The sequence below is a fragment of the Leucobacter fengyongliangi genome, assembly GCF_052386045.1.
In genome coordinates this window covers 1,140,169-1,161,724 of the sequence record NZ_CM126356.1, presented here as the reverse complement: position 1 = coordinate 1,161,724, position 21,556 = coordinate 1,140,169, and the positions used below count along the sequence as shown (strand labels likewise).

General features: G+C 64.2%; 20 protein-coding genes. 5 read left to right on the top strand and 15 right to left on the bottom strand.

Translation table 11 applies throughout. The annotated features are described in order from the left end of the window. Positions 1–6: 6 nt before the first annotated feature. The 7 genes from ACTNFK_RS05425 to rpsB all read right to left on the bottom strand — a co-directional run bounded on the left by ACTNFK_RS05425 (position 7) and on the right by rpsB (position 5,376). Positions 7–612, bottom strand: a complete 606-nt coding sequence (locus tag ACTNFK_RS05425; protein WP_435936366.1) for an aggregation-promoting factor C-terminal-like domain-containing protein — start codon at positions 610–612, stop codon at positions 7–9. 46 nt (positions 613–658) lie between these two features. Further along, entirely contained in the window at positions 659–1,213 is a 555-nt protein-coding gene (locus tag ACTNFK_RS05420; protein WP_435936365.1) for a DivIVA domain-containing protein, read from the bottom strand. Between the two features lie 47 nt (positions 1,214–1,260). After that, positions 1,261–2,181: a phosphatidate cytidylyltransferase gene (locus tag ACTNFK_RS05415; protein WP_435936364.1), complete on the bottom strand. Its 921-nt coding sequence runs from the start codon at positions 2,179–2,181 to the stop codon at positions 1,261–1,263. A 3-nt stretch (positions 2,182–2,184) separates the two neighbouring features. Continuing rightward, positions 2,185–2,739 (bottom strand): ribosome recycling factor, encoded by a 555-nt coding sequence (frr, locus tag ACTNFK_RS05410; RefSeq protein WP_433647232.1) that lies wholly within the window; start codon positions 2,737–2,739, stop codon positions 2,185–2,187. 45 nt (positions 2,740–2,784) lie between these two features. Beyond that, a complete protein-coding gene (pyrH, locus tag ACTNFK_RS05405; RefSeq protein ID WP_433647233.1) occupies positions 2,785–3,498 on the bottom strand; it encodes a UMP kinase in 714 nt (237 codons plus the stop codon). Positions 3,499–3,593: 95 nt separating this feature from the next. Beyond that, positions 3,594–4,424, bottom strand: a complete 831-nt coding sequence (tsf, locus tag ACTNFK_RS05400) for a translation elongation factor Ts (protein WP_433647234.1) — start codon at positions 4,422–4,424, stop codon at positions 3,594–3,596. A gap of 58 nt (positions 4,425–4,482) precedes the next feature. Then, positions 4,483–5,376, bottom strand: a complete 894-nt coding sequence (gene rpsB, locus ACTNFK_RS05395; RefSeq protein WP_435936363.1) for a 30S ribosomal protein S2 — start codon at positions 5,374–5,376, stop codon at positions 4,483–4,485. Between the two features lie 353 nt (positions 5,377–5,729). Between rpsB and ACTNFK_RS05390 the strand changes: the two genes are divergently transcribed. Further along, positions 5,730–6,191, top strand: coding sequence for a M23 family metallopeptidase (locus ACTNFK_RS05390; RefSeq protein ID WP_435936362.1), 462 nt, complete (start codon positions 5,730–5,732; stop codon positions 6,189–6,191). A 22-nt stretch (positions 6,192–6,213) separates the two neighbouring features. Here ACTNFK_RS05390 and ACTNFK_RS05385 read toward each other — a convergent pair whose 3' ends face one another. From ACTNFK_RS05385 to ACTNFK_RS05365, 5 genes are all read right to left on the bottom strand, one after another. Continuing rightward, the gene (locus tag ACTNFK_RS05385) at positions 6,214–7,209 is read right to left on the bottom strand and encodes a tyrosine recombinase XerC (RefSeq protein ID WP_435936361.1); all 996 of its coding nucleotides are present in this window, start codon (positions 7,207–7,209) and stop codon (positions 6,214–6,216) included. Between the two features lie 4 nt (positions 7,210–7,213). Then, entirely contained in the window at positions 7,214–8,506 is a 1,293-nt protein-coding gene (dprA, locus tag ACTNFK_RS05380; protein ID WP_435936360.1) for a DNA-processing protein DprA, read from the bottom strand. Then, a complete protein-coding gene (locus ACTNFK_RS05375; protein ID WP_435936359.1) occupies positions 8,503–10,098 on the bottom strand; it encodes a YifB family Mg chelatase-like AAA ATPase in 1,596 nt (531 codons plus the stop codon). The genes dprA and ACTNFK_RS05375 overlap by 4 nt, the downstream gene beginning before the upstream one ends. Then, positions 10,095–10,487, bottom strand: a complete 393-nt coding sequence (locus tag ACTNFK_RS05370) for a YraN family protein (RefSeq protein WP_433647240.1) — start codon at positions 10,485–10,487, stop codon at positions 10,095–10,097. Before ACTNFK_RS05370 ends, ACTNFK_RS05375 begins: the two co-directional genes overlap by 4 nt. Before the next feature lie 117 nt (positions 10,488–10,604). Beyond that, complete coding sequence (locus tag ACTNFK_RS05365; protein WP_433647241.1) at positions 10,605–10,928, bottom strand: DUF2469 domain-containing protein; 324 nt, start codon at positions 10,926–10,928, stop codon at positions 10,605–10,607. Positions 10,929–11,073: 145 nt separating this feature from the next. Here ACTNFK_RS05365 and imuA' point away from each other — a divergent pair, with 145 nt between their 5' ends. The 4 genes from imuA' to ACTNFK_RS05345 are packed head-to-tail and all read left to right on the top strand — an operon-like array spanning position 11,074 to position 18,259. Next, positions 11,074–11,712: a DnaE2-dependent mutagenesis accessory factor ImuA' gene (gene imuA', locus ACTNFK_RS05360; RefSeq protein ID WP_433647243.1), complete on the top strand. Its 639-nt coding sequence runs from the start codon at positions 11,074–11,076 to the stop codon at positions 11,710–11,712. Then, positions 11,709–13,457: a DNA polymerase Y family protein gene (locus ACTNFK_RS05355; RefSeq protein WP_435936358.1), complete on the top strand. Its 1,749-nt coding sequence runs from the start codon at positions 11,709–11,711 to the stop codon at positions 13,455–13,457. Before imuA' ends, ACTNFK_RS05355 begins: the two co-directional genes overlap by 4 nt. A 26-nt stretch (positions 13,458–13,483) precedes the next feature. Further along, complete coding sequence (locus ACTNFK_RS05350) at positions 13,484–16,927, top strand: error-prone DNA polymerase (RefSeq protein WP_435936357.1); 3,444 nt, start codon at positions 13,484–13,486, stop codon at positions 16,925–16,927. 9 nt (positions 16,928–16,936) lie between these two features. Next, positions 16,937–18,259: a nicotinate phosphoribosyltransferase gene (locus ACTNFK_RS05345; RefSeq protein WP_433647249.1), complete on the top strand. Its 1,323-nt coding sequence runs from the start codon at positions 16,937–16,939 to the stop codon at positions 18,257–18,259. 65 nt (positions 18,260–18,324) lie between these two features. On the opposite strand, the gene ACTNFK_RS05340 is transcribed toward ACTNFK_RS05345, so the two are convergent. From ACTNFK_RS05340 to ACTNFK_RS05330, 3 genes are all read right to left on the bottom strand, one after another. Beyond that, the gene (locus ACTNFK_RS05340) at positions 18,325–18,597 is read right to left on the bottom strand and encodes a DUF3039 domain-containing protein (protein ID WP_433647251.1); all 273 of its coding nucleotides are present in this window, start codon (positions 18,595–18,597) and stop codon (positions 18,325–18,327) included. 97 nt (positions 18,598–18,694) lie between these two features. Continuing rightward, on the bottom strand, positions 18,695–20,266 hold the full coding sequence (locus ACTNFK_RS05335) for a hypothetical protein (protein WP_433647252.1): 1,572 nt from the start codon (positions 20,264–20,266) through the stop codon (positions 18,695–18,697). Then, entirely contained in the window at positions 20,236–21,531 is a 1,296-nt protein-coding gene (locus tag ACTNFK_RS05330) for an ABC transporter ATP-binding protein (RefSeq protein ID WP_435936356.1), read from the bottom strand. The genes ACTNFK_RS05335 and ACTNFK_RS05330 overlap by 31 nt, the downstream gene beginning before the upstream one ends. Between the last annotated feature and the right edge of the window lie 25 nt (positions 21,532–21,556).

Sequence of the window (21,556 nt, the reverse complement as noted above, 5' to 3'; positions counted from 1 at the left end):
TGTTTCCTACCACCAGTGGTTGGAAGTCCAGAACGCGTGAGCGCCCGCCCAGCTGCCGTAACGGCCGACCGCGTAGCCGTTTGCCCACGTCAGGTTAGCGACCGGGTCGTAACCGTTGCCACCGGGAACTTTGCTGCAGGGCAATGCCTGAACCAGTCCGCAAGCACCGGAACTACTGTTGGTGGCATTGGGGTTCCAGCCGCTTTCACGACTGACGATGAAGTCAACGTACCCCCAGTCAGCCTGGGGAATCCCTGCTGCGGCCATCCACTCAGCGGGTGATCCACCACCGGTGTAGAGCAAGGGTGCGAAGCTCACCGGCGCTGCGGCCGCGGGTGTTGGCGACGGGGCCACCACAGGTTCCGGCTTCGGCTCGGGAATCTCTACCAGCGGCGAGACACTCACGTCGAGGGCCAACTCGGTGACCTCAGGCACAAACTCCTGATGAATGCGCTCGTAGAACGCCTCGTCAGCGAGTGCAGTGGTCGGAATGGAGAGTGGCGCAACGACCGCGGTGCCAAAAAAACCGACGGCGGCGATGCCCGCGAACAACCCACGAAAACGGGTCAGGCGAGAGATGGGCGGTCGTGCGGCAGGTGTCGAAGAAGTCACAATATAACGATTCTATCTCATGGCTGGGCGAACGGCCAGGTCGGGCTCAGTCGGAGGTCGCAAGCATCAGGTCAACGACCGCGTCAAGAAACGCGTCGACCTGGTCTTCGTCGTACCCTCTCCACTGGGCGTGAAAGACCACGTTGCGCACCTCTGCAGGAGCCAAACTCCCCTTGCCTGCGAGCAGCGCCTGCACCCGATCGAGAAACGCGTCGACCTGCGAACGCCGGTATCCCATCGCGAAAAAACCACGCGAATGGAACCGCTCGCCACGTTCGCGTTCCAACCGTCCACGGATTTCAGAAAGGAGTTGTTGCACCTCGGCCCACCACGCGTTCTCGCCAATCTCGGCCATGTAGGCACGGCGCTCGCGCTGAGCGAATACCTCTTCCAGGCGATCCATCGCGGCATCCACGTGCCGCGCGGAATAGCCCCGACGCTTGAGCGAAAAAGCCGTGTGCCGGATGTCGGAAGACTTCATGGCATCGTTCTCGGTGACCGATTGTTCAAACGTCGCTCGGGCGCGGGCCAGAAACTCGTCAACTTGCTCGGGTCGGTATCCGTATTGCTTGCCGGTTGCTCGAGGAAATGCAGTGCTCACCGTACTATTCTGCCCGCTCCGACCTGTGCGGAAGTGCTTTGACCCACTCATGCAAGGACTCCGAGGCTCAGCGCGAGGGCGTAGGCCCCGACGGTAGACGGCAACAACGAGTCGAGGCGGTCGAGAAAACCGCCGTGACCCGGAATCCACGAACTCATATCCTTCACGCCGAGGTTTCGCTTGATCAGCGACTCTGTAAGGTCGCCCCCGGTCGCTGTGATCAGCACAATAATGCCGAGCACCACGCCGACCCACCACGGTTGCTCCAGTGCCAGTACCGAGATCAGCACGCCAGAGAGCACTGCGAAAACCGCCGCACCGGCGAAGCCCTCCCAGGTCTTGTTCGGACTGATGCGCGGGGTCATCTTGTGCTTTCCGAGGGTGACCCCTGCCGCATAGGCCCCGACATCCACCGAGACGACCACGAGCACCATGGCGAACACCCACCACTCCCCGCGCTCTCCTTGCACCATGAGAACCGTGTAAGAGCCCAAGAACGGGATGTACACGAGAGAAAAGAGGCCCGAGAATACATCGCGAATGAGCGTTTGCGGGGCGACTTCTCCCCCGGGAAGGACACCCTCAACGAGGCGCCACATGGTGAGAAGCACAGACCCAGCAAACAGACCGAGCAGCATGCCCTCGGCACCCCAGAAATAGGCGCCGAGGATGATGATGAGCCCGCCGAGCACGACGCCCACTCGAGGCACGCGCCGGCCTGCCAAACGAAACGCCGAGGCGAGCTCAACGAGTGCGATTGAGAGCAGCCCCGCCAGGAAAAGAATGAAGAGCTGCTCGATGAAGAACAGGCTCCCGAGGAACAGGCCCCCGAAGACGAGGGCCGATCCAAGCGCGAGAAAGAGGTTTCGTCCAGCCTTCTTCTCGATCCTGGCGCTGGTCGCTTCGAGGCTCGCTTTGGTCAACTCAAATTGAGCCCGCAGTTCTTCTCGCCGGTCGTGGCCCGACACGAGTTAGACCTCCATCAGCTCGGTTTCCTTGCGCTTCATTGCCTCGTCGATCTGGTCAATAAACTGCTTGGTCACCGCCTCAAGCTCTTTTTCTGCGCGCGCCACGTCATCTTCGCCGACCTCGCCCTTGAGCTCCTCGAAGGAATCTTTCGCGTGACGGCGGAGGTTACGTATGGCGACTCGCCCGTCTTCGGCCTTCGCCTTCACGATCTTGACGAATTCCTTGCGACGATCTTCCGTGAGTTCGGGAAGCGCGAGACGAATGACCGACCCATCGTTCGACGGGTTTGCGCCGAGGTTGGGGATGTCGCGGATCGACTGCTCGATCTCCTTCATCGCACCCTTGTCGTAGGGAGTGATGATCAGGCTTCGCGCATCTTGGTTTTGTACTGACGCGAGCTGCGGAAGCGGGGTAGGCGTGCCGTAGTAATCGACGAGCACATTCTGCAGCATTGAAGGGGCAGCCCGCCCGGTTCGCACAGTGGCGAAGTTCTCTTTGGTCGAGTCGACCGCTTTGGTCATCCGGTCCTTGACGTCTGCGAAGACCTCATCAATCACGGTGTGCTCCTTCGGTGATTATCGTTAGATTGAGTGTACTGGCGCTCAGCTATGCACGAGGGTGCCGAGCGGCTCCCCACGGAGCGCTGCGGTCACGTTGCCCGCGGGCTCCATACCGAATACTCGCATCGGCATACCGTTGTCCATGCAGAGGCTGAAGGACGTGGAATCGACCACTTTCAAGCCGCGCACGAGTGCGTCGTTGTAGCTGATCTGGTCGATGAGCGTCGCGTCGGGGTCGATTCGTGGATCCGCCGTGTACACCCCGTCGACACCGTTCTTGGCGACGAGCACCTCGTCAGCTCGCACCTCAAGTGCACGCTGAGCTGCGACCGTGTCAGTGGAGAAGTATGGAAGGCCCGCTCCCGCACCAAAAATCACCACTCGCCCCTTTTCGAGGTGGCGGATGGCGCGGAGTGGAATGTAGGTTTCAGCCACCTGTGTCATCGTGATGGCAGATTGCACCCGGCTCGACACCCCCGCCTGCTCAAGGAAGTCTTGCAACGCGAGCGCGTTCATGACGGTACCCAGCATGCCCATGTAGTCGGCGCGAGCGCGATCCATACCCCGCTGCGAAAGCTCCGCGCCGCGGAAGAAGTTCCCTCCGCCCACAACCACTGCGACCTCAGCGACATCCATCGCTGCCGCGATCTCGCGGGCAATCTGACTGACCACATCGGGATTCACGCCCAGGGTTCCCCCGCCGAATGCCTCGCCGGATAGCTTCAGCAGCACGCGTCGTTTGCGAGGTGTGGTCATCGTGTGGATCTCCTTGATTCGGCGTCTGATATCAGGGTAGCGGGTACAGCACGAGACCCGGGCCCGTCTGGGGCCCGGGTCTCGTAACAGAGGTGTTAGGAACCGACCTTCGAGCGGGCGAACCCGATCACCGTGGTGCCCGTGGCGGACGCCACGGCAGCGACCGGGCGCTTCTGCTCGTCAAGTGCGTGTACCTGTTCGTTCAGAACGATCTGCTTGAAGAATGCATCGAGGCGACCCGCGATGATCTTCGGCAGTGCAGCCTCAGGCTTGCCCTCGTTCTTCGAGATTTCCGTGACAATGTCGCGCTCTTTGTCGACATCAGCCTGCGGCACCTCTTCGCGGGTCACATACTGTGGCTCAGCGAAGGAGATGTGCTGAGCAATGCTCAAGGCAGCCTTCTCGTCGTCACCGTCATATCCGATTACCACGCCGATCTGCGGGGGCAGATCTTTCGAGGTGCGGTGCAGATAGAACGCGGTCTTCGGGGCCTCAACCACCGAAACCCGGCGAAGCACAAGCTTCTCTCCCAGAATCGCAGACTCATCAGTGATGACCGACTCGACGGTACCGCCCTCAAGAGGAGCGGCCAGCGCCTCTTCGAGGGTATTCGCGTTCGCGGCAGCAATCGCCCCGAGCACCTTCTCGCCGAGCGCAATGAACTTCTCGTTCTTCGCGACGAAGTCGGTCTCACACACGAGCTCGATCATTGTTGCGCGACCTTCGGTCTGCGCGACAGCAACGAGACCTTCGCTTGCCTCGCGGCCTTCGCGCTTCGCGACACCCTTCAGCCCCTTGAGGCGAAGGATCTCGATTGCCTTCTCAATGTCGCCCTCGGCCTCAACCAGAGCGTTCTTGCTATCGACCATGCCAGCGCCCAAACGGTCGCGTAGCTCCTTCACGGCGGCCATGCTCACCGATGCCATAGATGACTCCTTTTAGTCAGTTCTTGGTCAGATCGTGGAAAGTGGGAAGAACGCCGAGTTACTCGGCAGCGGGTGCTTCGGCAGCAGCTTCAGCGACCTCGGCAGCGGGTGCCTCAGCGGCAGGCTCCTCGACAGCGGCGTCCTCAGCGGCGGGTGCCTCAGCAGTAGCGTCCTCGGCGGGCGCATCGGTCTTGTCAGCGTTCAGCAGTTCGACCTCCCACTCGGCGAGGGGCTCAGCAGCGACTGCGCCGCCATCGTTCTTCTGGTGACGCTCCATGAGGCCCTCGGCGATGGCATCAGCGATCACGCGTGTGAGTAGCGCTACCGAACGGATGGCATCATCGTTCCCGGGGATCGGGTAGGTGACCTCATCGGGATCGCAGTTCGTGTCGAGGATAGCGATGACGGGGATACCCAGCTTCTTCGCCTCGTCGATCGCGAGGTGCTCCTTCTTGGTGTCGACCACCCAAAGCGCTGACGGAGTCTTGGTCATGTGGCGGATACCGCCAAGCGACTTCTGCAGCTTCTCGAGCTCGCGCTTCTTCAGCAGCAGTTCCTTCTTGGTGAATCCGCTGGTGCCACCCTCGTAGTCAAGCTGCTCAAGCTCCTTCATGCGCTCAAGTCGGCCCGTTACGGTCTGGAAGTTGGTCAACAGACCGCCCAGCCAGCGCTGGTTCACGTAGGGCTGGTTCACGCGGTCAGCCTGCTCGGCGATCGCTTCCTGCGCCTGCTTCTTCGTTCCCACGAAGAGAACGTTTCCACCGCGCGCGACGGTCTGCTTCACGAATGCGTAGGCATCATCGATGTACCCGAGCGACTGCTGCAGGTCGATGATGTAAATGCCCGAGCGCTCAGTGAAGATGAAGCGCTTCATCTTCGGGTTCCAGCGACGCGTCTGGTGTCCAAAGTGAACGCCGCTGTCGAGCAGCTGACGAATAGTTACGACGGCCATTGCCGTTCTCCTGTTCTGCACGCCTCAAAAAGGCGCACTCTTGCGGTTGATTTTTTCGGAACGATTTCCGAATCCTGGTGCCCCAGGCTCCGCCGCCCCTGCAACAAACTCGCAAGCGAGAAGGTACGGTGGGGACCGTTGGCGGTGCTCCATTGAGCGGGCACGCGAAGTCACCTCGTGAGAGGTGCCCCACAAGTGTAGCATCGACAGCACTACGGCCCGGTGACCCCCGGAGACCCGGCAGATGCCGGATTCACCGCTCACACCCCACACCGACGAGTGCGGTGGCCTAAGTAGTCCACAGATGTCTTCACCCCGGGGCACCGCACTCACGTCGCTGACACCGTTGATGCATGCTCGGAATTCACCGCATCAGTATTATCGCAGCGCTCATTACGCTGGCGGGGTCGCCCTGGTTCCCGCCGCTCGGCCATCCGCTCACCGTCAGTGCACCGTTCTCGCTTCCCGGCGGCCACTATGCAGCAGGGCACCGGGGTATCGATCTTCCCGCAAGCGCGGGCGACGCGGTGCGCGCCCCAGCAGCAGGCACGGTCTCGTTCGTCGGTACGGTGGTGGATCGGCCCGTCATCACCCTGCGCATCGACGACCGCACCCTAGTGTCGTTTGAACCCCTCACCACCACGCTTCGTGAGGGAGACGAGGTGAGTCGGGGCGAGATCATCGGCACGGTCGGGTCTGGCGGGCACTGTCAGGCATCCTGCCTCCACCTGGGAGCGCGCGTCGATGGCGCATACGTGAATCCGCTGAGATTTCTGCGACCGAAACCCGTAATGCTTCCCTCGCTCGAGCGCTAAATGCGTAGATCAGGCGGACGCATCACGCGCGCGGATGGGCCTGGCGGTAGGCGGCTGCGAGTCGCTCGGTCGAGACGTGGGTGTACACCTGTGTACTACCGAGGCTCGCGTGCCCGAGCATCTCTTGCACCACGCGCAGGTCTGCTCCTCCGTTGAGCAGATGGGTGGCTGCCGTGTGCCGCAGCGTGTGCGGGCCTCGCGGGCCGCTGCCCGGTTCCTGCTCCAACTCGCGTGCGACCAAGCGGTACACGGCCTGGGCCGTGAGCGGACGACCAGTGTTTCCCAAGAACACGACGCGATCCCCCGCGTCACGCAGCACCGAATACCCCGATTCTGCGGGAGGAGCGGAGACGGGAGACACGGCAGGGACCTCTGACACGCGAGCAGCGAGCCGGTGCCGAGCGCTCAAGAGATAGGCATCAAGTGCCCGCGCCGCGGGAGCGCCCAGGGGCACGACGCGCTGCTTGTTGCCTTTTCCGGTGACCCGAACGGTGCGCTCTTGCAAGTCAAGCCCGCTGAGCGAGAGGGTACACAACTCGTTCACACGCAACGCAGTAGCGTACAACAGCTCAAGAACCGCGAGATCACGCACTTCAACGGGATCGCCGGTCTTGGCACGGCCCGCGGCCCGGTCAAGAATTCTGGTGACCTGGTCCTCGCTGAGGACTCGAGGGAGCGGGCGGGCCGTTTTCGGTGCGCGCAACCGCGATGCCGGACTGCCGGGAACGAGCTGTCTCCGTTCGAGCCAACTTCCGAAGGATTTCACGGTGGCAACATTCCGTGCGAGCGTACTGGCGGCGAGACCCGCTTGTTGCCGGCGCCAAAGCCAGCCGCGCAGGCGCTCGAGATCGAGCGCCTCGACGCCGACCTCTCTGGCGTTAGAAGCTTCGAGATCAGAGGCTACGTACTCGGCGAGCGAGTGCAAGTCGCGCCGATACGCCTTTACTGTGTGCGCCGAGTAACCGTACTCAAATTCAACAGCGGAGAGAAAGCCCTCAATTGCCGTGTCTAGCCGCATGCCCCTATTGTCGACGCACCAAGGCCCACTTCTGTTCTGCCGCGCCGGGGTCATCGCGCCGTGCGACATCTTGCAGGAGTTCGAGTTCGGCAAGGGCAGCGCGCGCCTCCCCGACACTCAGACCCGCGAGCCGTGCAACTTCAATCAGTGTTCTGCTTCCCCGCAGCGGTAGGGCATCAATCACCCGACCGTGCACAGAGGGTTGACGGGCGGTGCCGCCCGTCTCCCCCGATACCCGTGACGCATCACGAAAGATCTCGAGTTCGTCTCCCAGGCCGGCCAGCTCACATGCCTCACGAGCGTTGGTGATGAGGGCCGCACCGTACTCGCGAATAAGTTTGTGGCACCCGCTGGATGCCACCGAGGTGACCGGGCCGGGGACTGCCCCGAGCGCCCGCCCCAGTTCGGCCGCATGCCCTGCGGTGTTCAGTGTTCCGGAGCGTACCCCCGCTTCGGTCACCAGGGTCGCAGAGGAGAGCGCAGCAATAATGCGATTCCGTTGCAGAAATCTCCAGCGGGTCGGGGCAGCACCGGGCACCATCTCCGCACAGACCGCACCGGTCACGCTGATCTTACCCAGCAACCCGTCATGCGACTGCGGGTACGCGCGATCAGCACCCCCGGCGAGCACTGCAACAGTGGGGGCCTCTGCGGCAAGCGCAGTGCGATGTGCCACCGCGTCAATACCGTACGCAGCACCCGACACGATGCTGAATCCTGCCGCGCATACACCGGCGACGATCTCGGCCGTCACATGGGTACCGTATCCGGTCGCAGCGCGAGCACCGACGACCGACAGTGACGGGGAGGCGAAATGCACAGGATCACCTCGCACCCACAGGAGAAACGGTGCGTGTGGCCCCAGGTCGTCCAGCAGGATCGGCCACGCGGCATCGCCGGGAACAATCACGCAGAGATCTGCTTCCATGCCCCGTTCGATGTCGTGCATGGTCTCGGCGCGATCCACTCTGGGAAGCCATCGACCCAGCGCAGATTCTGCCGCGCACGTGGCGAGATCTACTCCCGCCCGTGATGCCGCATCACGAAGTTGCACGGGCGTCACGCCTGCGATGAGCAGTTGCAGGGACCGCTCGGGTCCCAGAGCAGCGAGGAGCTCGCCAGCCACCCCGTCCCCAGGTTCGGCGATGCGCGACCAGGCAATTCGCGCGAGCAGCGCGTCTGCGTGCTCCTGACTATCGTCTGGGCTACCGGCGAGGCGTGTAAGTAACCCCCGCACCTGCGGGTCGGCAGCAAGCCGATCGGCACCGACGAGCCGGGGTATTGGCACTATGTTCATGGGGTTGCTCCTCCGCGTAAAGCCAATGCGTGTGCGAGTTCATCTCGACCCGGGCTGCCTCTGCCTGCCAGATCGCTCAATGACCAGGCAAGTTTTAGGGTTCGGTCGTAGCCGCGCAGCGTCAGGGATCCTCTGCTCAGCGCGGCGTCAAGTACCGTCGTAACGCTTTTCGGGAGCGCCACAAATGAATCGCGGAGCCAGTGGCCCGGCACATCAGCATTCACCGACCACGGCGTATTTCGAAGGCGATCGGCCATCGCCGCCCGGGCATCGACCACGCGTAGCCGAAGCTCTGCGCTGGTGGGCCGCGGACACGATTCGACCTGTCCGAGCAACACTGTTGAAACGCGGCGCACATTCAACCGGAGGTCGATGCGGTCGGTAAGTGGGCCAGACAGCCGGTTGCGATAGCGCACTCGTGTGCTCGGGGTACAGCGACAAGGCTCGACTGCGTCTAACGAGTCGGCATTTCCACAGGGGCAGGGGTTCGCAGCGATCACCAGTTGCACGCGGGCGGGCAACGTCGCTCGAATTCGGGCTCGATGAATCTCGACCTCTCCGGATTCCAGGGGTTGCCGCAACGCATCGAGCACCGCGCTGGGAAACTCAGGAGCCTCATCGAGAAACAACACACCAAAGCAGGATCTCGTGACTGCACCTGGCCTCACCGAGACAGAATCGCCGCCTCCGATGATCGAGACCTTCGAGGCCGTGTGATGTGGGCTTTCGAACGGAGGCCGCGTGACGAGTTCGGTGAGCCCCGCACCTCCGAGCGATGCGATGCTGCTCGCAACGATCGATTCATCGAGGCTGAGATCGGGCAGGATCGACGGCAGCCGAGTCGCCAACAGCGTCTTCCCTGCGCCCGGAGGGCCCATCATCGACACGTGGTGCCGCCCAGCTGCAGCAACCATGAGTGCTTCCACCGCGTCTGGCTGGCCAATCACATCGAACATGTCGGGTTCTCCCTCGGTGTGTTCCAGGGATTGCAGCCCTTTTCCCTGCTCCCCTGCCTCGGAAGCTGGGTCGGCAGAGGATCCCTCCGCCCAATGCGCATTCTCACAACCGCCACTCTCACCGCGGTGCCAGGCGACTGCATCACGCAGGTCGCGGGCGGCAACCACTTCGATGCCCGGTACCAGGGAGGCTTCGCGTGCGCCGTGTGCGGGCACCATCACCCGCCTGAAACCCAACTCCCGCGCCGCGAGCACCGCGCTGAGGAGCCCGGGAGGTCGCCGCAGCTCACCATCAAGACTGAGTTCCCCGAGGTGAGCGGTCTCGGCGAGGCGGCCCGTGGGCAGGTGCCCGGATGCGGCGAGCGCCGCGAGTGCGATGGCCAGGTCGAACCCCGACCCCTGTTTGGGAAGCGCCGCGGGGCTGAGGTTCACCACGATGAAACGATCAGACAGCGCCAAACCGACCTGCTGGGTGGCAAGCCGAACCCGCTGCTTCGCTTCGGCGAGCGCGGTGTCTGGCAGCCCGATGATCGCCATGCCCGGGAGCTGATTCGACACCGCCGCTTCCACGAGCACCCGCGTTCCCTGCAGCCCGGTAAGTGCAATTGCGGCCACACGGCAGACAGTGGCGCTCATCCGATGCCCCGCACGTGATCGATTCGAGGTCGTTCGCCGACGCGAAGGGTGATGCCGACCGCGTCAACACGCAGCCGAGCGGGTCCGGGCGACACTTCTCGTACCCAACTGAGCAGCAGCCTCCGCAGGCGACCGGCCTTCTGCGCAGTGATCGCCTCCAGTGGGTGCCCGTATCCGGTGCCGCTGCGCGTCTTCACCTCAACGGCGACGATGCAGTCGCCGTCACGGGCGACGAGGTCAAGTTCACCCTGCCTGCCCCCACGCCAGTTTCGCGCGAGGAGGCGATACCCGAGTGCTTCCAGATAGTCGGCCGCGAGTTGTTCACCGCGGGCTCCAACGGCACGATTGCGCTGCCCCGTAGGGTGCTGAGGGGTGGTCGATTCAGTCATACGACCAGACTGACCGGGCATCCCCGTGCCGCGCTGGCGCCTCAGGAAGTCTGTGGAAAGGTCAGGCGATCCACAGATCAGACCCGGGTGTGAGCGGCAAAGCGTTGCCGCCGAACCCTATTCGTCGATCGAGAGTTCTTGGGGCAACTTAAACTCACGCGCCGTGAGCTCTTCAACGTTGACGTCTTTGAAGGTGAGGACCCGCACCGACTTCACGAAGCGGTCGGCGCGATACACATCCCACACCCACACGTCAGTCATCGTGAGTTCGAAGTAGAAGTCACTTCCCGCGTCTCGACGCTCAAGCTGCACATCGTTGGCGAGGTAGAAGCGTCGCTCTGTTTCGACGACGTAGCGGAACTGGCCAGCGACATCGCGGTACTCACGAAACAGCGAAAGTTCTGCTTCACGCTCGTAATCGTCAAGGTCATCGTCATTCATCACGCCCATCCTACTTGGTTCACCGAGACACCCCTTCCCGGGGTTCGAAGTGGATCCCGCCCAGGGCACAGGCGCACGTATGACGACGCGCCGGTGAGTGAAATTTCAACTTGACTTGTTCGAACATATGTTCGAACATTGCTGCATGAATCAGGCCGCAACCGTTCGCACGCTGCAGGAGCGCATCACGCAGATGCAGCCCATGCGGCTGGGGGACGACGCGCTCCCCACTCCGCCAGAGTTGCGCGATCTCTTGCCCGGCGGTGCGTTACGGCGAGGCAGCGCCACGATCGTTTCGGGGTCGCTGCAGCTCTCTCTCGCGCTGATTTCCGCCGCATCTGCCTCGGGCGCGTGGTGCGGAGCCATCGGCCTCCCCGAGCTCGGGGCTGAGGCAGCGGCCGAGCTCGGGGTGGCGCTCGATCGCTTTGTGCTGGTGCCCGATCCGGGGCCGCACTCGATCAGCATCGCGGGAACCCTGAGCGAGGTCCTCACTGTGCTGCTCCTGCGCCCGTCGAGTCAGGTGCGCGCACCAGACGCGGAACGGCTGGCTGCACGACTCCGCGATCATGGTGCAGCACTCGTAGTGCTCGGGCAGTGGCCAAAGGCCGAGAGCACACTCCGCGTGACGAACTCACGCTGGGGTGGGCTCGGACGCGGCCACGGAATGCTCCTGACGCACGAACTCACCGTCCGTTCCGACGATCGACGGGGCCCCAAACAGCACACCGTCGTGTTTCGTGACGGTCGACTCTCCGGGGCACTTCCCCGAGTGGGTGCATCATGAGCGAGCAAGCCGAGCGGGTGATCGCGCTGTGGGTGCCCGACTGGCCCGTGCACGCATATCTCAGCGAACACGAAGAAGAGGGATCCATCAATGAACATCTGACGCTCGCCCTCATCGCGCAGCATCAGGTGGTCGCATGCTCGCAGGCAGCCCGCCTGGCTGGTGTGCGCGTCGGACTTCGCGAACGAGAGGCACGCTCGCGATGCCCTGACCTCGAAGTGCACCCACACGACCCGGAGGTCGACGTGCGCCGTTTCGCGCCGGTACTCGCAGCGATTGAACAGACCATTCCGGGAGTCGAGCCGCTACGCCCGGGGCTCTGCGCCATGCGCGCACGCGGGCCTGCACGTTACTTCGGCAGCGAGGAAGCGGCAGCGGCAACGCTGATAGCCCGCATGGTTGAGCTCGGGTTTCCGGAATCCCGAGTGGGGGTAGCAAGCGGGCGCTTTGCCGCAGAGCAGGCCACGCGAGCATTCGAGGCAGACCCGGGGGTGGATATCCCTTCGCCCGGCGTGCGCATCGTGCGCACCGAGCACACGGCAGCGTTCCTCGGCCCCCTCTCGGTTGCACGTGCGTCATCTCTCGATTTTGCTGACGTGCTTGCTCGGCTCGGCATTCGCACGCTCGGCGCGTTGGCCGCCCTCCCAGAGGATGCGGTTCGCGAACGCTTCGGTTCTGCTGGCGTCGTCGCGCACCGACGCGCACGCGGGCTGGGTGCCGCGCACGCCGCCGAGGTTCGTTCGCGTGACCCCGAGATTGAGCTTTCGGTCGATTGTGCGTTCGAGCCCCCGCTCGACGGCGCAGACCAACTCGCCTTTGCTTGCAGCTCCTCTGCCGAGGCATTCACCCGTGGGTTAATTGAGCACGGGCTCGTCTGCACTGAGCTGCGTGTGGAACTCACCGACGACATCGGCATTCGGCACGAACGCACCTGGGCACACCCCAGCCACTTCACCACCAGCGATGTGGTGAACCGCGTACGATGGCAAGCTGCCACCGTTCCCCGAGATCCGGATCGAGGGGGTTCGGGCATCGCCGAGGTACGCCTCACTCCGATCCGTACAGCGCACGCCGCGAGCCACGAGCCGGGGCTGTGGAACACGGCCCCTGACGAACGCGTGCATCACCATCTCAGCCGAGTGCAAAGCCTCGTCGGTCACGAGGGTGTCGGCACGGGCGAACTTACCGGCGGAAGACTCACCGCAGAGCGGCAACGATTAGTGCCTTGGGGTACCCGCGCGGAGACACGGCGTGCTCCCCGCTCCCGTGTTCGCCTGCGGGATGGCCCCTGGCCAGGGCGCATCACCGGCGCACTCCCCAACACCGTTTTCACGCAAGAAGTGAGCGCGGAGTTGCGTGATAACTCGGGTGCCCCGGTGTGGCCCACCGAAGACGATGTCCTCGCGTCTCATCCGGCACGCCTGAGCATCAATGGCAAGCACTTGACCGCGGCGATCGAGGCGTGGTCCGCCCCTTGGCCATTGCATGAACGATGGTGGGCGGGGGGCCGGGCCGGGTACCGCATACAGGTGCTACTTGAGGACGGCGATGCCTGGCTTTTGAGATACGAACATGGACACTCGGGTCAACCCCATGGCCCAGATACTGACACTCAAGATGCCCCAGGATCTGGCCGAGGGCCTAGCGGAGCACTTGACCGAGCGTCTGGCAGAGCGTCTGGCCGAGAAGCCGTCCGAGAGATTTACCCCACTGGGCGGTGGCTCGTCGAAGCTCACTATGCATAGTCGCACACCGACGGAAGGAGGCTGACGTGGGATGGAATAATCCGGCTGTTCCCTGGGGTGAACTTGAGCGCACGCTCTCGGGGCGCGGCCCGCTGCGTCCCGCACCACCGCCCACATCACCGCCCGCGCCGTCGCTTCCACATCCCACAGCACATCCCGCAGAAACACTCGCGGCGAACCCTGGTTCGGGCGCGCGTGCAGGGCACGAACCCGCCGCCACGTTTCCCTACGCCGAACTTCACGCGCACTCGCACTTCAGTTTCCTCGACGGCGCGAGCTCTCCCGAAGCGCTCGTCGCCGAGGCATCAAGGCTCGGACTCTTCGGGCTCGCCATCACCGACCACGACGGGTTTCAGGGTGCCGCGCGTTTCGCTGAGGCCGCGGCAGAGCACCCCGAGCTTGCCACGGTCTTCGGAGCCGAGCTCTCCCTCGGGCTCGATGTCCCGCAACTGGGCGTTGCGGATCCGCAGGGCACGCACCTGCTCCTCCTCGCCCAGGGAGTCGGGGGGTATCACCGACTCTCCAGCGCCATCACCGAGGGGCAACTGGCCGGAGGGCATAAGGGGCGCCCCGTGTACGACCTCGAGGAATTGGCCGCGGCGAGCGGTGAGGAATGGGTTGTGCTCACCGGGTGCCGCAAGGGCAGCGTGCGCCGTGCGCTCGCGAACGCCTCCAACCGTGCAGATGGCGAACGCGCGGCACGTGCAGCGCTGGGCCACCTCACGTCACTCTTCGGACGAGACCGAGTGTTCGTCGAACTCACCGATCACGGGCATCCCGGTGACGACGTACTCAACGACCGCCTCGCCGCGCTGGCACACGAAGAGAGGCTCCCCACCCTCGCCACCGGCGGGGTGCATTTTGCCACGGCTGCAGAGGCTCCGCTGGCGGAGGCCGTCGCCGCGATCCGCGCCCGGCGCAGCCTCGACGAACTCGACCCGTTTCTCCCCGCAAACGGTGCCGCGCGCCTCAGATCGGGGGCCGCCATGCACCGCCGATTCGCCAGACACCCGGCCGCCGTCGCACGCACCGCACCGCTCGCCAAGGAATTGGCCTTCCCCCTGCGCACGGCGCGGCCAAGGTTACCGAAACTGCAGCCGCCCGAGGGGCACACCCTGATGAGCTGGCTACGAGAACTGGCCTACCAGGGCGCCGCGGAACGATACCGCCTTCCCGACCCTGAGATCACCGCCCGGCTCGAGAAGGAGCTGGCGCTCATCGAGGCGAAGGACTTCCCCGGATACTTCCTCATTGTGCGCGACATCGTACAGTTCGCACGCAGCCGCGGCATCCTGTGTCAGGGTCGGGGATCCGCTGCGAACTCGGCGGTCTGTTACGTGCTCGGGATCACGGCGGTCGACTCGATCCACTATCAACTGCCCTTCGAGCGCTTCCTCTCGAGCATGCGCGAGGAAGAACCGGACATCGATGTCGATTTCGAGAGCGACCGACGCGAGGAGGTGATCCAGTACGTGTACGCCACCTACGGCAGGCGCAACGCGGCGCAAGTTGCGAACGTCATCAGCTACCGGCCGAAAAGCGCGGTGCGCGATGCCGCAAAGGCACTCGGGTTCAGCAGCGGTCAACAGCGCGCATGGACCAGGGGGCTGGAGCGCTGGAGCAGCCTGCCCGACAGCGCCGAGCAGGGCGGGCCTGTGATCCCACCCGACGTGCTCGCCCTGGCGGGTCAGCTCATGCGCGCGCCGCGGCACCTCGGAATCCACTCGGGGGGTATGGTGCTCACCGAGCGACCGGTGGGCGAGGTTTGCCCGATCGAGCACGCGCGGATGCCCGGGCGCACCGTGCTGCAGTGGGACAAGGATGACTGTGCGTCGATGGGCCTCGTGAAATTCGACCTCCTTGGCCTCGGCATGCTCAGTGCCCTGCAGGTCACCATCGAGCTCGCGGCGGAAGCCACCGGTGAGCGGTGGAGTCTCGAAACACTGCCCCGTGACGAGGCGGGGGTGTACGACATGCTGTGTCGTGCCGATGCGATCGGGGTGTTCCAACTCGAGAGCCGCGCCCAGTTGAATACACTGCCCCGCCTCCGCCCGCGCTGCTTCTATGACCTGGTCGTTGAGATCGCCCTCATTCGTCCCGGCCCGCTGCAGGGCGGCGCGATCCACCCCTACCTGCGTCGAAGGGCCGGCACCGAGGCAATCACCTACCCGCACCCGTCACTCAAACCGGTGCTGGAGCGCACCCTGGGGGTGCCGCTGTTTCAAGAGCAGCTCATGCAGATGGCGATGGCCGTGGGCGGCTGTACCGCCGAAGATGCCGACCTGCTGCGGCGGGCCATGGGGTCAAAGCGTGTCGTGGAAAAGATTGAGCGGCTGCGCTCCCGACTCTTCGAGGGGATGGAGGCGAACGGCATCGATGCTGCCACCGCCGAGCGCATCTACGCGCAAATCGAGGCATTCGCGGCGTTTGGTTTTGCCGAGAGTCACTCCATCAGCTTCGCCCTGCTGGTGTACACGAGCGCCTGGTTCAAGCTGCACACCCCCGCGGCGTTTCTCGCTGGCCTGCTGCGCTCGCAGCCGATGGGGTTCTATGCGCCACGCACGCTGGTCGAAGACGCGCGCCGGCACGGGGTGGAGGTGCGCCCCGCCGATGTGCAGCAGTCGGATGTGCTCGCCGGGCTCGAAAAAATGGTGGATCGCGCGAAGCCCACTGGGCTCGACGCGTGCACCTCGTTTACGCAGCCCCCGGTGCCGCCGTTCGCTCCAGACGCCCCCGACACGAGCATGCAGCACCGCAGGGACGGCGCGTTCGCGGTGCGCCTTGGCCTCGCCCAGGTGCGCGGTATCGACACCGTCACCGCCGAGCGCATCGTTCGCGCGCGACGCGATGGCCCCTTCCTCGATCTCGCAGACCTGGCTCGCCGCGCCGACCTCGATCGCGTGAAGCTCGAGGCGCTCGGTTCGGCCGGCGCGTGCGCCGGACTGGGCATCGGGCGGCGCGAGGCTCTCTGGTCTGCCGGCCCGGCCGCCGAAAATCGCGAACAGTATCTGCCGGGCGTTGCCGTACACGTGCAGCCACCCCTGCTGCCGGTGCTCACCGCGGCCGAACAAACGGCGCTTGACCTGTGGAGCACCGGGGTGGTCGCCGGAGCGCACCCGCTCGCACTGTTGCGAGACAGCCTCGACGCGCGTGGGATTACCCGATCGGATCGGATCATGCGGGCTCGGCCGGGTGGGGTCGTGACGGTGGCCGGGCTGGTGACGCACCGGCAACGCCCGGGCACCGCGGGTGGCATCACGTTTCTCACCCTTGAGGACGAGTCGGGCACCGTGAACGTCGTGGTCTTTGCGGGAGTCTGGGCCCGTTATCGCCTGGTAGCTCGCACCTCACCCGCGCTCCTCATCGCCGGGGTGCTCGAGCGCACTCCCGAGGGAGTGTGTAACGTGATCGCACACCGTTTCGAGCCTCTTTCGGCCCCGGCCTCTGTCGCCTCACGAGATTTTCATTAGGCTGGCGGAGTGAGCACATCAACGGCACTCCTCACCGATCACTACGAACTCACGATGGTCGACGCGGCGCTCGCTGCGGGCACCGCGGATCGAGCGTGCGTTTTCGAACTCTTCGCGCGTCGCCTCTCCGGGGCACGAAAGTACGGCGTGGTCGCGGGCACCGGTCGCCTTCTCGAGGCGATCGAACGGTTCCGCTTCACCGAGACCGAGCTCAGTTGGCTCAGCGAACAGGGTTTCCTGCGCAGTGAAACGCTCGACTGGCTCGCGAACTACCGATTCTCGGGCAACATCTGGGGGTACCCGGAAGGCGAGGTGTTCTTCCCCGGCGCCCCCCTCTTGACCGTCGAGTCCACCTTCGCAGAGGGGGTCGTACTCGAAACCTTGGCGCTCAGCATATTGAACGCCGACTCCGCGATCGCGACGGCGGCCTCGCGGATGGTGCACGCCGCTGGCGGCAAGCCCCTCGCCGAAATGGGAAGCCGACGCACCGGCGAGCACAGCGCGGTGACGGCCGCGCGAGCCGCGTACATCGCTGGCTTCAGCGCAACCTCAAACCTCGAAGCGGGCAGACGCTTTGGCATTCCCACCATGGGGACCGCCGCGCACTCGTTTACGCTGCTCCACGACAGCGAGCGCGAAGCCTTCGCCGCGCAAGTCGCCACCCTCGGGTCAGACACCACGTTACTCGTCGACACATACGACATTGAGCAGGGGGTGCGCACCGCTGTGGAGGTCGCGGGAACATCGCTCGGCGCAGTTCGCATCGACTCCGGCGACCTCCCTGTGGTGGTCGCCCGTGTACGAGAGTTATTAGACGAACTGGGAGCCACCGCCACCAAGATCACGGTGACCAACGACCTCGATGAGTACACGGTCGCGGCGCTCGCGGCAGCGCCGGTGGACAGCTTTGGAGTGGGAACCTCGGTGGTCGTGGGTTCTGGATCACCCACGATGGGGATGGTGTACAAACTGGTCGCCCGCAGGGGGAACGACGGCGAATGGGTGTCGGTCGCGAAGAAATCCACCGACAAGGCCTCTGTGGGCGGGCGTAAGAGCGTCCGCCGACTGTTGAATGCTCGCGGCATCGCGACCCTTGAGCTGGTCTTCCTTGGGGACGGCCCCGGAGGCGAGCCAGAGGGAACCGAGCTGGCGGGCGACTCGCGAGAACTCATCGTTCCCCTGGTGCGCGACGGGATAACCCAGCCAGAACACACTGGAGTGAGTGGAATGCTGGCGGCGCGCGACCGCCACCGGCGCAGCCTGGCCGAGCTCCCTCCGAGCGCGATGAGCCTCACCCGCGGTGACCCCGCGATTACCACGGAGTACCGCTAGGAGTCTGGCGCGACACCCGCGCAAAGCACCACCGCCCTGGTCAGTTACTCTGACCGGGGCGCGGCCTACTTGCGCATGCGATCGTAGATCTTCTTGCAGTCAGGGCACACCGGAAACTTCTCCGGGTCACGTGACGGAGTCCACTTCTTGCCGCACAGTGCGCGAACCGGCTTTCCTGTCACCGCGGATTCAAGGATCTTGTCTTTCGGCACGAAGTGCGAGAAGCGTTCATGATCGCCGTCTTCGACCTGTTCCTCATTCAGCAGCTGCTCAAGCTCGCGATCCAGCACATCAGTTCCGCCGCCACCGGCCGGATTGTCACGCGTAAAGATACCCATGGAGAAGATTCTACGCGCCGTTCCAGGGAAGCGCCTCAGCAATAATCGTGGCACTCGGCAACAGTGTGATCGAGATCAGAACTGCCCGATCCACACATCAATCGAAGGTTTGCGTCAGCGCGAGCAGTTCTGGGGCGGCACGGTCAAAGACACGGCCGCCGATCAGCACCCCGACTGTCACCACGACGAGCCCGTACCCAGCACCGAAGATGAGTGCCCAGAAATTCATGCCAAAGCTCACCGCGCTGATCGCGGACGCGGCAACCCAGATGGGGGGCACCGCGAGTACGAGCGCGACCATCATCGACAGGCTCTGCGCGAGGCCTGACCCGGCACCAGAAACGGCAGGTTGCGCGAAGGGACTGTCCCCTGGGCGAGTCGACGGGTATGGCATGAGTGCGGAAAATACGCTCGACACCCCGGCTGCAGCAAGCAGTACGCCGAGGTTCATCCCAATGACTGCTGGAAGCACGCGCCAGTCCCCCATCACCGTCACCGTGACGCTTGATCCCACCAGCGCGAGCGGCAACCCCAGCAGCAGCACCGGCGCAAGTCGCCCAAACCGATCGTCTCGGCCCCGGGTGCCACTGGCCACATGGATCCACAGTGCCGTCGAATCCATCGCCACATCGTTGTGCAGCGACCACCCCAGCAGCAACAGGATGACCGGCAGCGGCACCAGCGCGAGCGTGTGTGCATCAACTCCAGCGACCCACAGCGCGAGCACGATGAGCACCGGTGCCAGTGGGATCGCGGCAAGCGCAACCCGGTAACGCGGATCGCGGACCCAATAGGTGAGCGCGCGAGCGCCGATCACCGGCCCCGGCTTGGCAGAGAAACGATCAAACCAATCGAGGCCTTGGCGAGCAACGTTCGGGTCAGTCGGTCGATCGATGCGCTCAAGCGAGACTCTGACGAGCAAAAACCATGCGAGAACCAACACAAGCACTGTCAGCGCAACCACGCCGAAACGCAGCAGGGCACCTGCAATATCGCCAGCTGCGGCGTTCGTGATTCCTGCCACGGTGGCTCCCAATGGAGTCCATCCCAGCACCGTCGCAGCGTCACGTGTGAGCTTGCCACCAGGGGAACTGAGCGCCTGCGTGACCGCAAACACGACAACAGGAAGCGCGGCAATGAGCAACAGGAGGCCGGTCGCCCGAACAGCGCCGGCGCTTCGCGAAGAGACGACAAGCTTCGCAACCGCGGAGGCAACCCGGGCACCTGAAATCGTGAGGAGGAGCGCGAGCACCGCACCAAGTGCCAGAGCCCACCACACCGATCGCCACTCAGGCCGGAGTGCAACGAGCGACACCCACCATCCGACGAACCACAGCGTCGGCCAGCTCAACACGGTACTGATCAACATCCCGGCGGCAATCTGTGAGGAGCGAGCGGGATACTGAGCGAAGTGCTTCGGCTCGAGGTGGTTGCGGTTTGCGAAGAGCGGCATGATGACGGCAGCCGCAATCACTACGGAGACCAGTATCGTGTCAATCCCCGCGTAGGCAGACTCCGAAGGCTCGATCCACTGGGGAAGAACTGTCAGGGCAACAGCACCAGCCAAAGCGAGCACCCCGGTAATGACCGACCGCGCAACGGCCGAGGGTGTGCCGCGGAAAACGCTGAGGAGAAGTGCTAGTCGGAGTCTGCAGAGCCGTGCAACCACTCCAGCCCCTTCCCGGAGTCAGGGGCATCGGTGAGATGCCGGAACCGCTCTTCAAGACTCAATCCGTCGCGCACCGCGTCGACCGTGCCCTGAGCAATCACCGAACCATCGACGATCACTACGACGTTGTCGCAGACACGCTGGATCAGGTCGAGGCTGTGACTCGACATGATGACGCTGCCGCCACCGGCGACGAACTTCTCGAGAATCTCAGTGACGTTGGAGGCCGAAACGGGGTCGATCGCTTCAAACGGCTCGTCGAGCACCAGCACCTCGGGTGCGTGGATCATGGCACACGCGAGGCCGATCTTCTTCTGCATTCCGGCGGAGTAATCAGACACCGGCCGGTCGAGCGCAGGCTCAAGACCGAAAGCCTTTGCGAGTTCGGATGCGCGCTGAGCGAGTGAAGACTCGTCGACACCGTGCAGGACTCCCGCGTAATACAACAACTGCGCGCCACTGAGTCGGTCGAACAATCGCAACCGGTCGGGCAGAGTGCCGAGTACCCGCTTCGCCGCGGGCCCGTCAGACCATACATCGATTTCGTGCACCGTAATGCGACCAGAGGTCGGACGATTCACCCCGCTGATCATCGAAAGCACAGTGGTCTTACCCGCTCCGTTGGGTCCAACAATCCCGGTAAAAGATCCGGCATGCACCTCGATGGAAATCTCAGCTGCGGCCAAGACCTGCCCGTAACTCTTGGTGAGTTGCTCGGTGCGCAGTACCACCGGGTTTTGGGCCACCGCCGCAGCACGTTCACGCGCACGCACGATCGACGGAACGGGGATCTCAATGCGGCCAGTGCGCGGTGCAGCTTGAGGAGCCGGTGTTGGCTCGGGTGACGGCTCTGCGTCACGAACCGGGAGTGCCTCCGGCGCCGGGGAGGCTTCGGGCAGAGGTGCACCCTCGGTAGCGAGCAGGGTTTCAAGCTCGGGCTCGGGCTCGGGCTCAGGGGAATCCTCAAGCTCTGGCTCGACCAGGTCAACTGAACTGGTCACGGTACTGGGGTCTGCCCCGTCAGTCGATGCAACGAAATCAGTGGTGACTTCAATCTTGCTCACATCAGCCACCTCGTCAGACGCGATCGAGGTCGCGGATCGGCTCGTTCCGGCAGAAACCGACCGTCTCTGCGGACGCCGTCTCACCGTGCGCGGCAGACCCGGATCCGCGTTCGCACCTGGCTTGCCCTCGGCTTCGACACCGGTCAGACCGCCGGAACCGGAGTCGGGCGTGAGATCAGCGCTGGGGGGCAAATGTGACACACCCCTAACCTACCAAACCCCAACG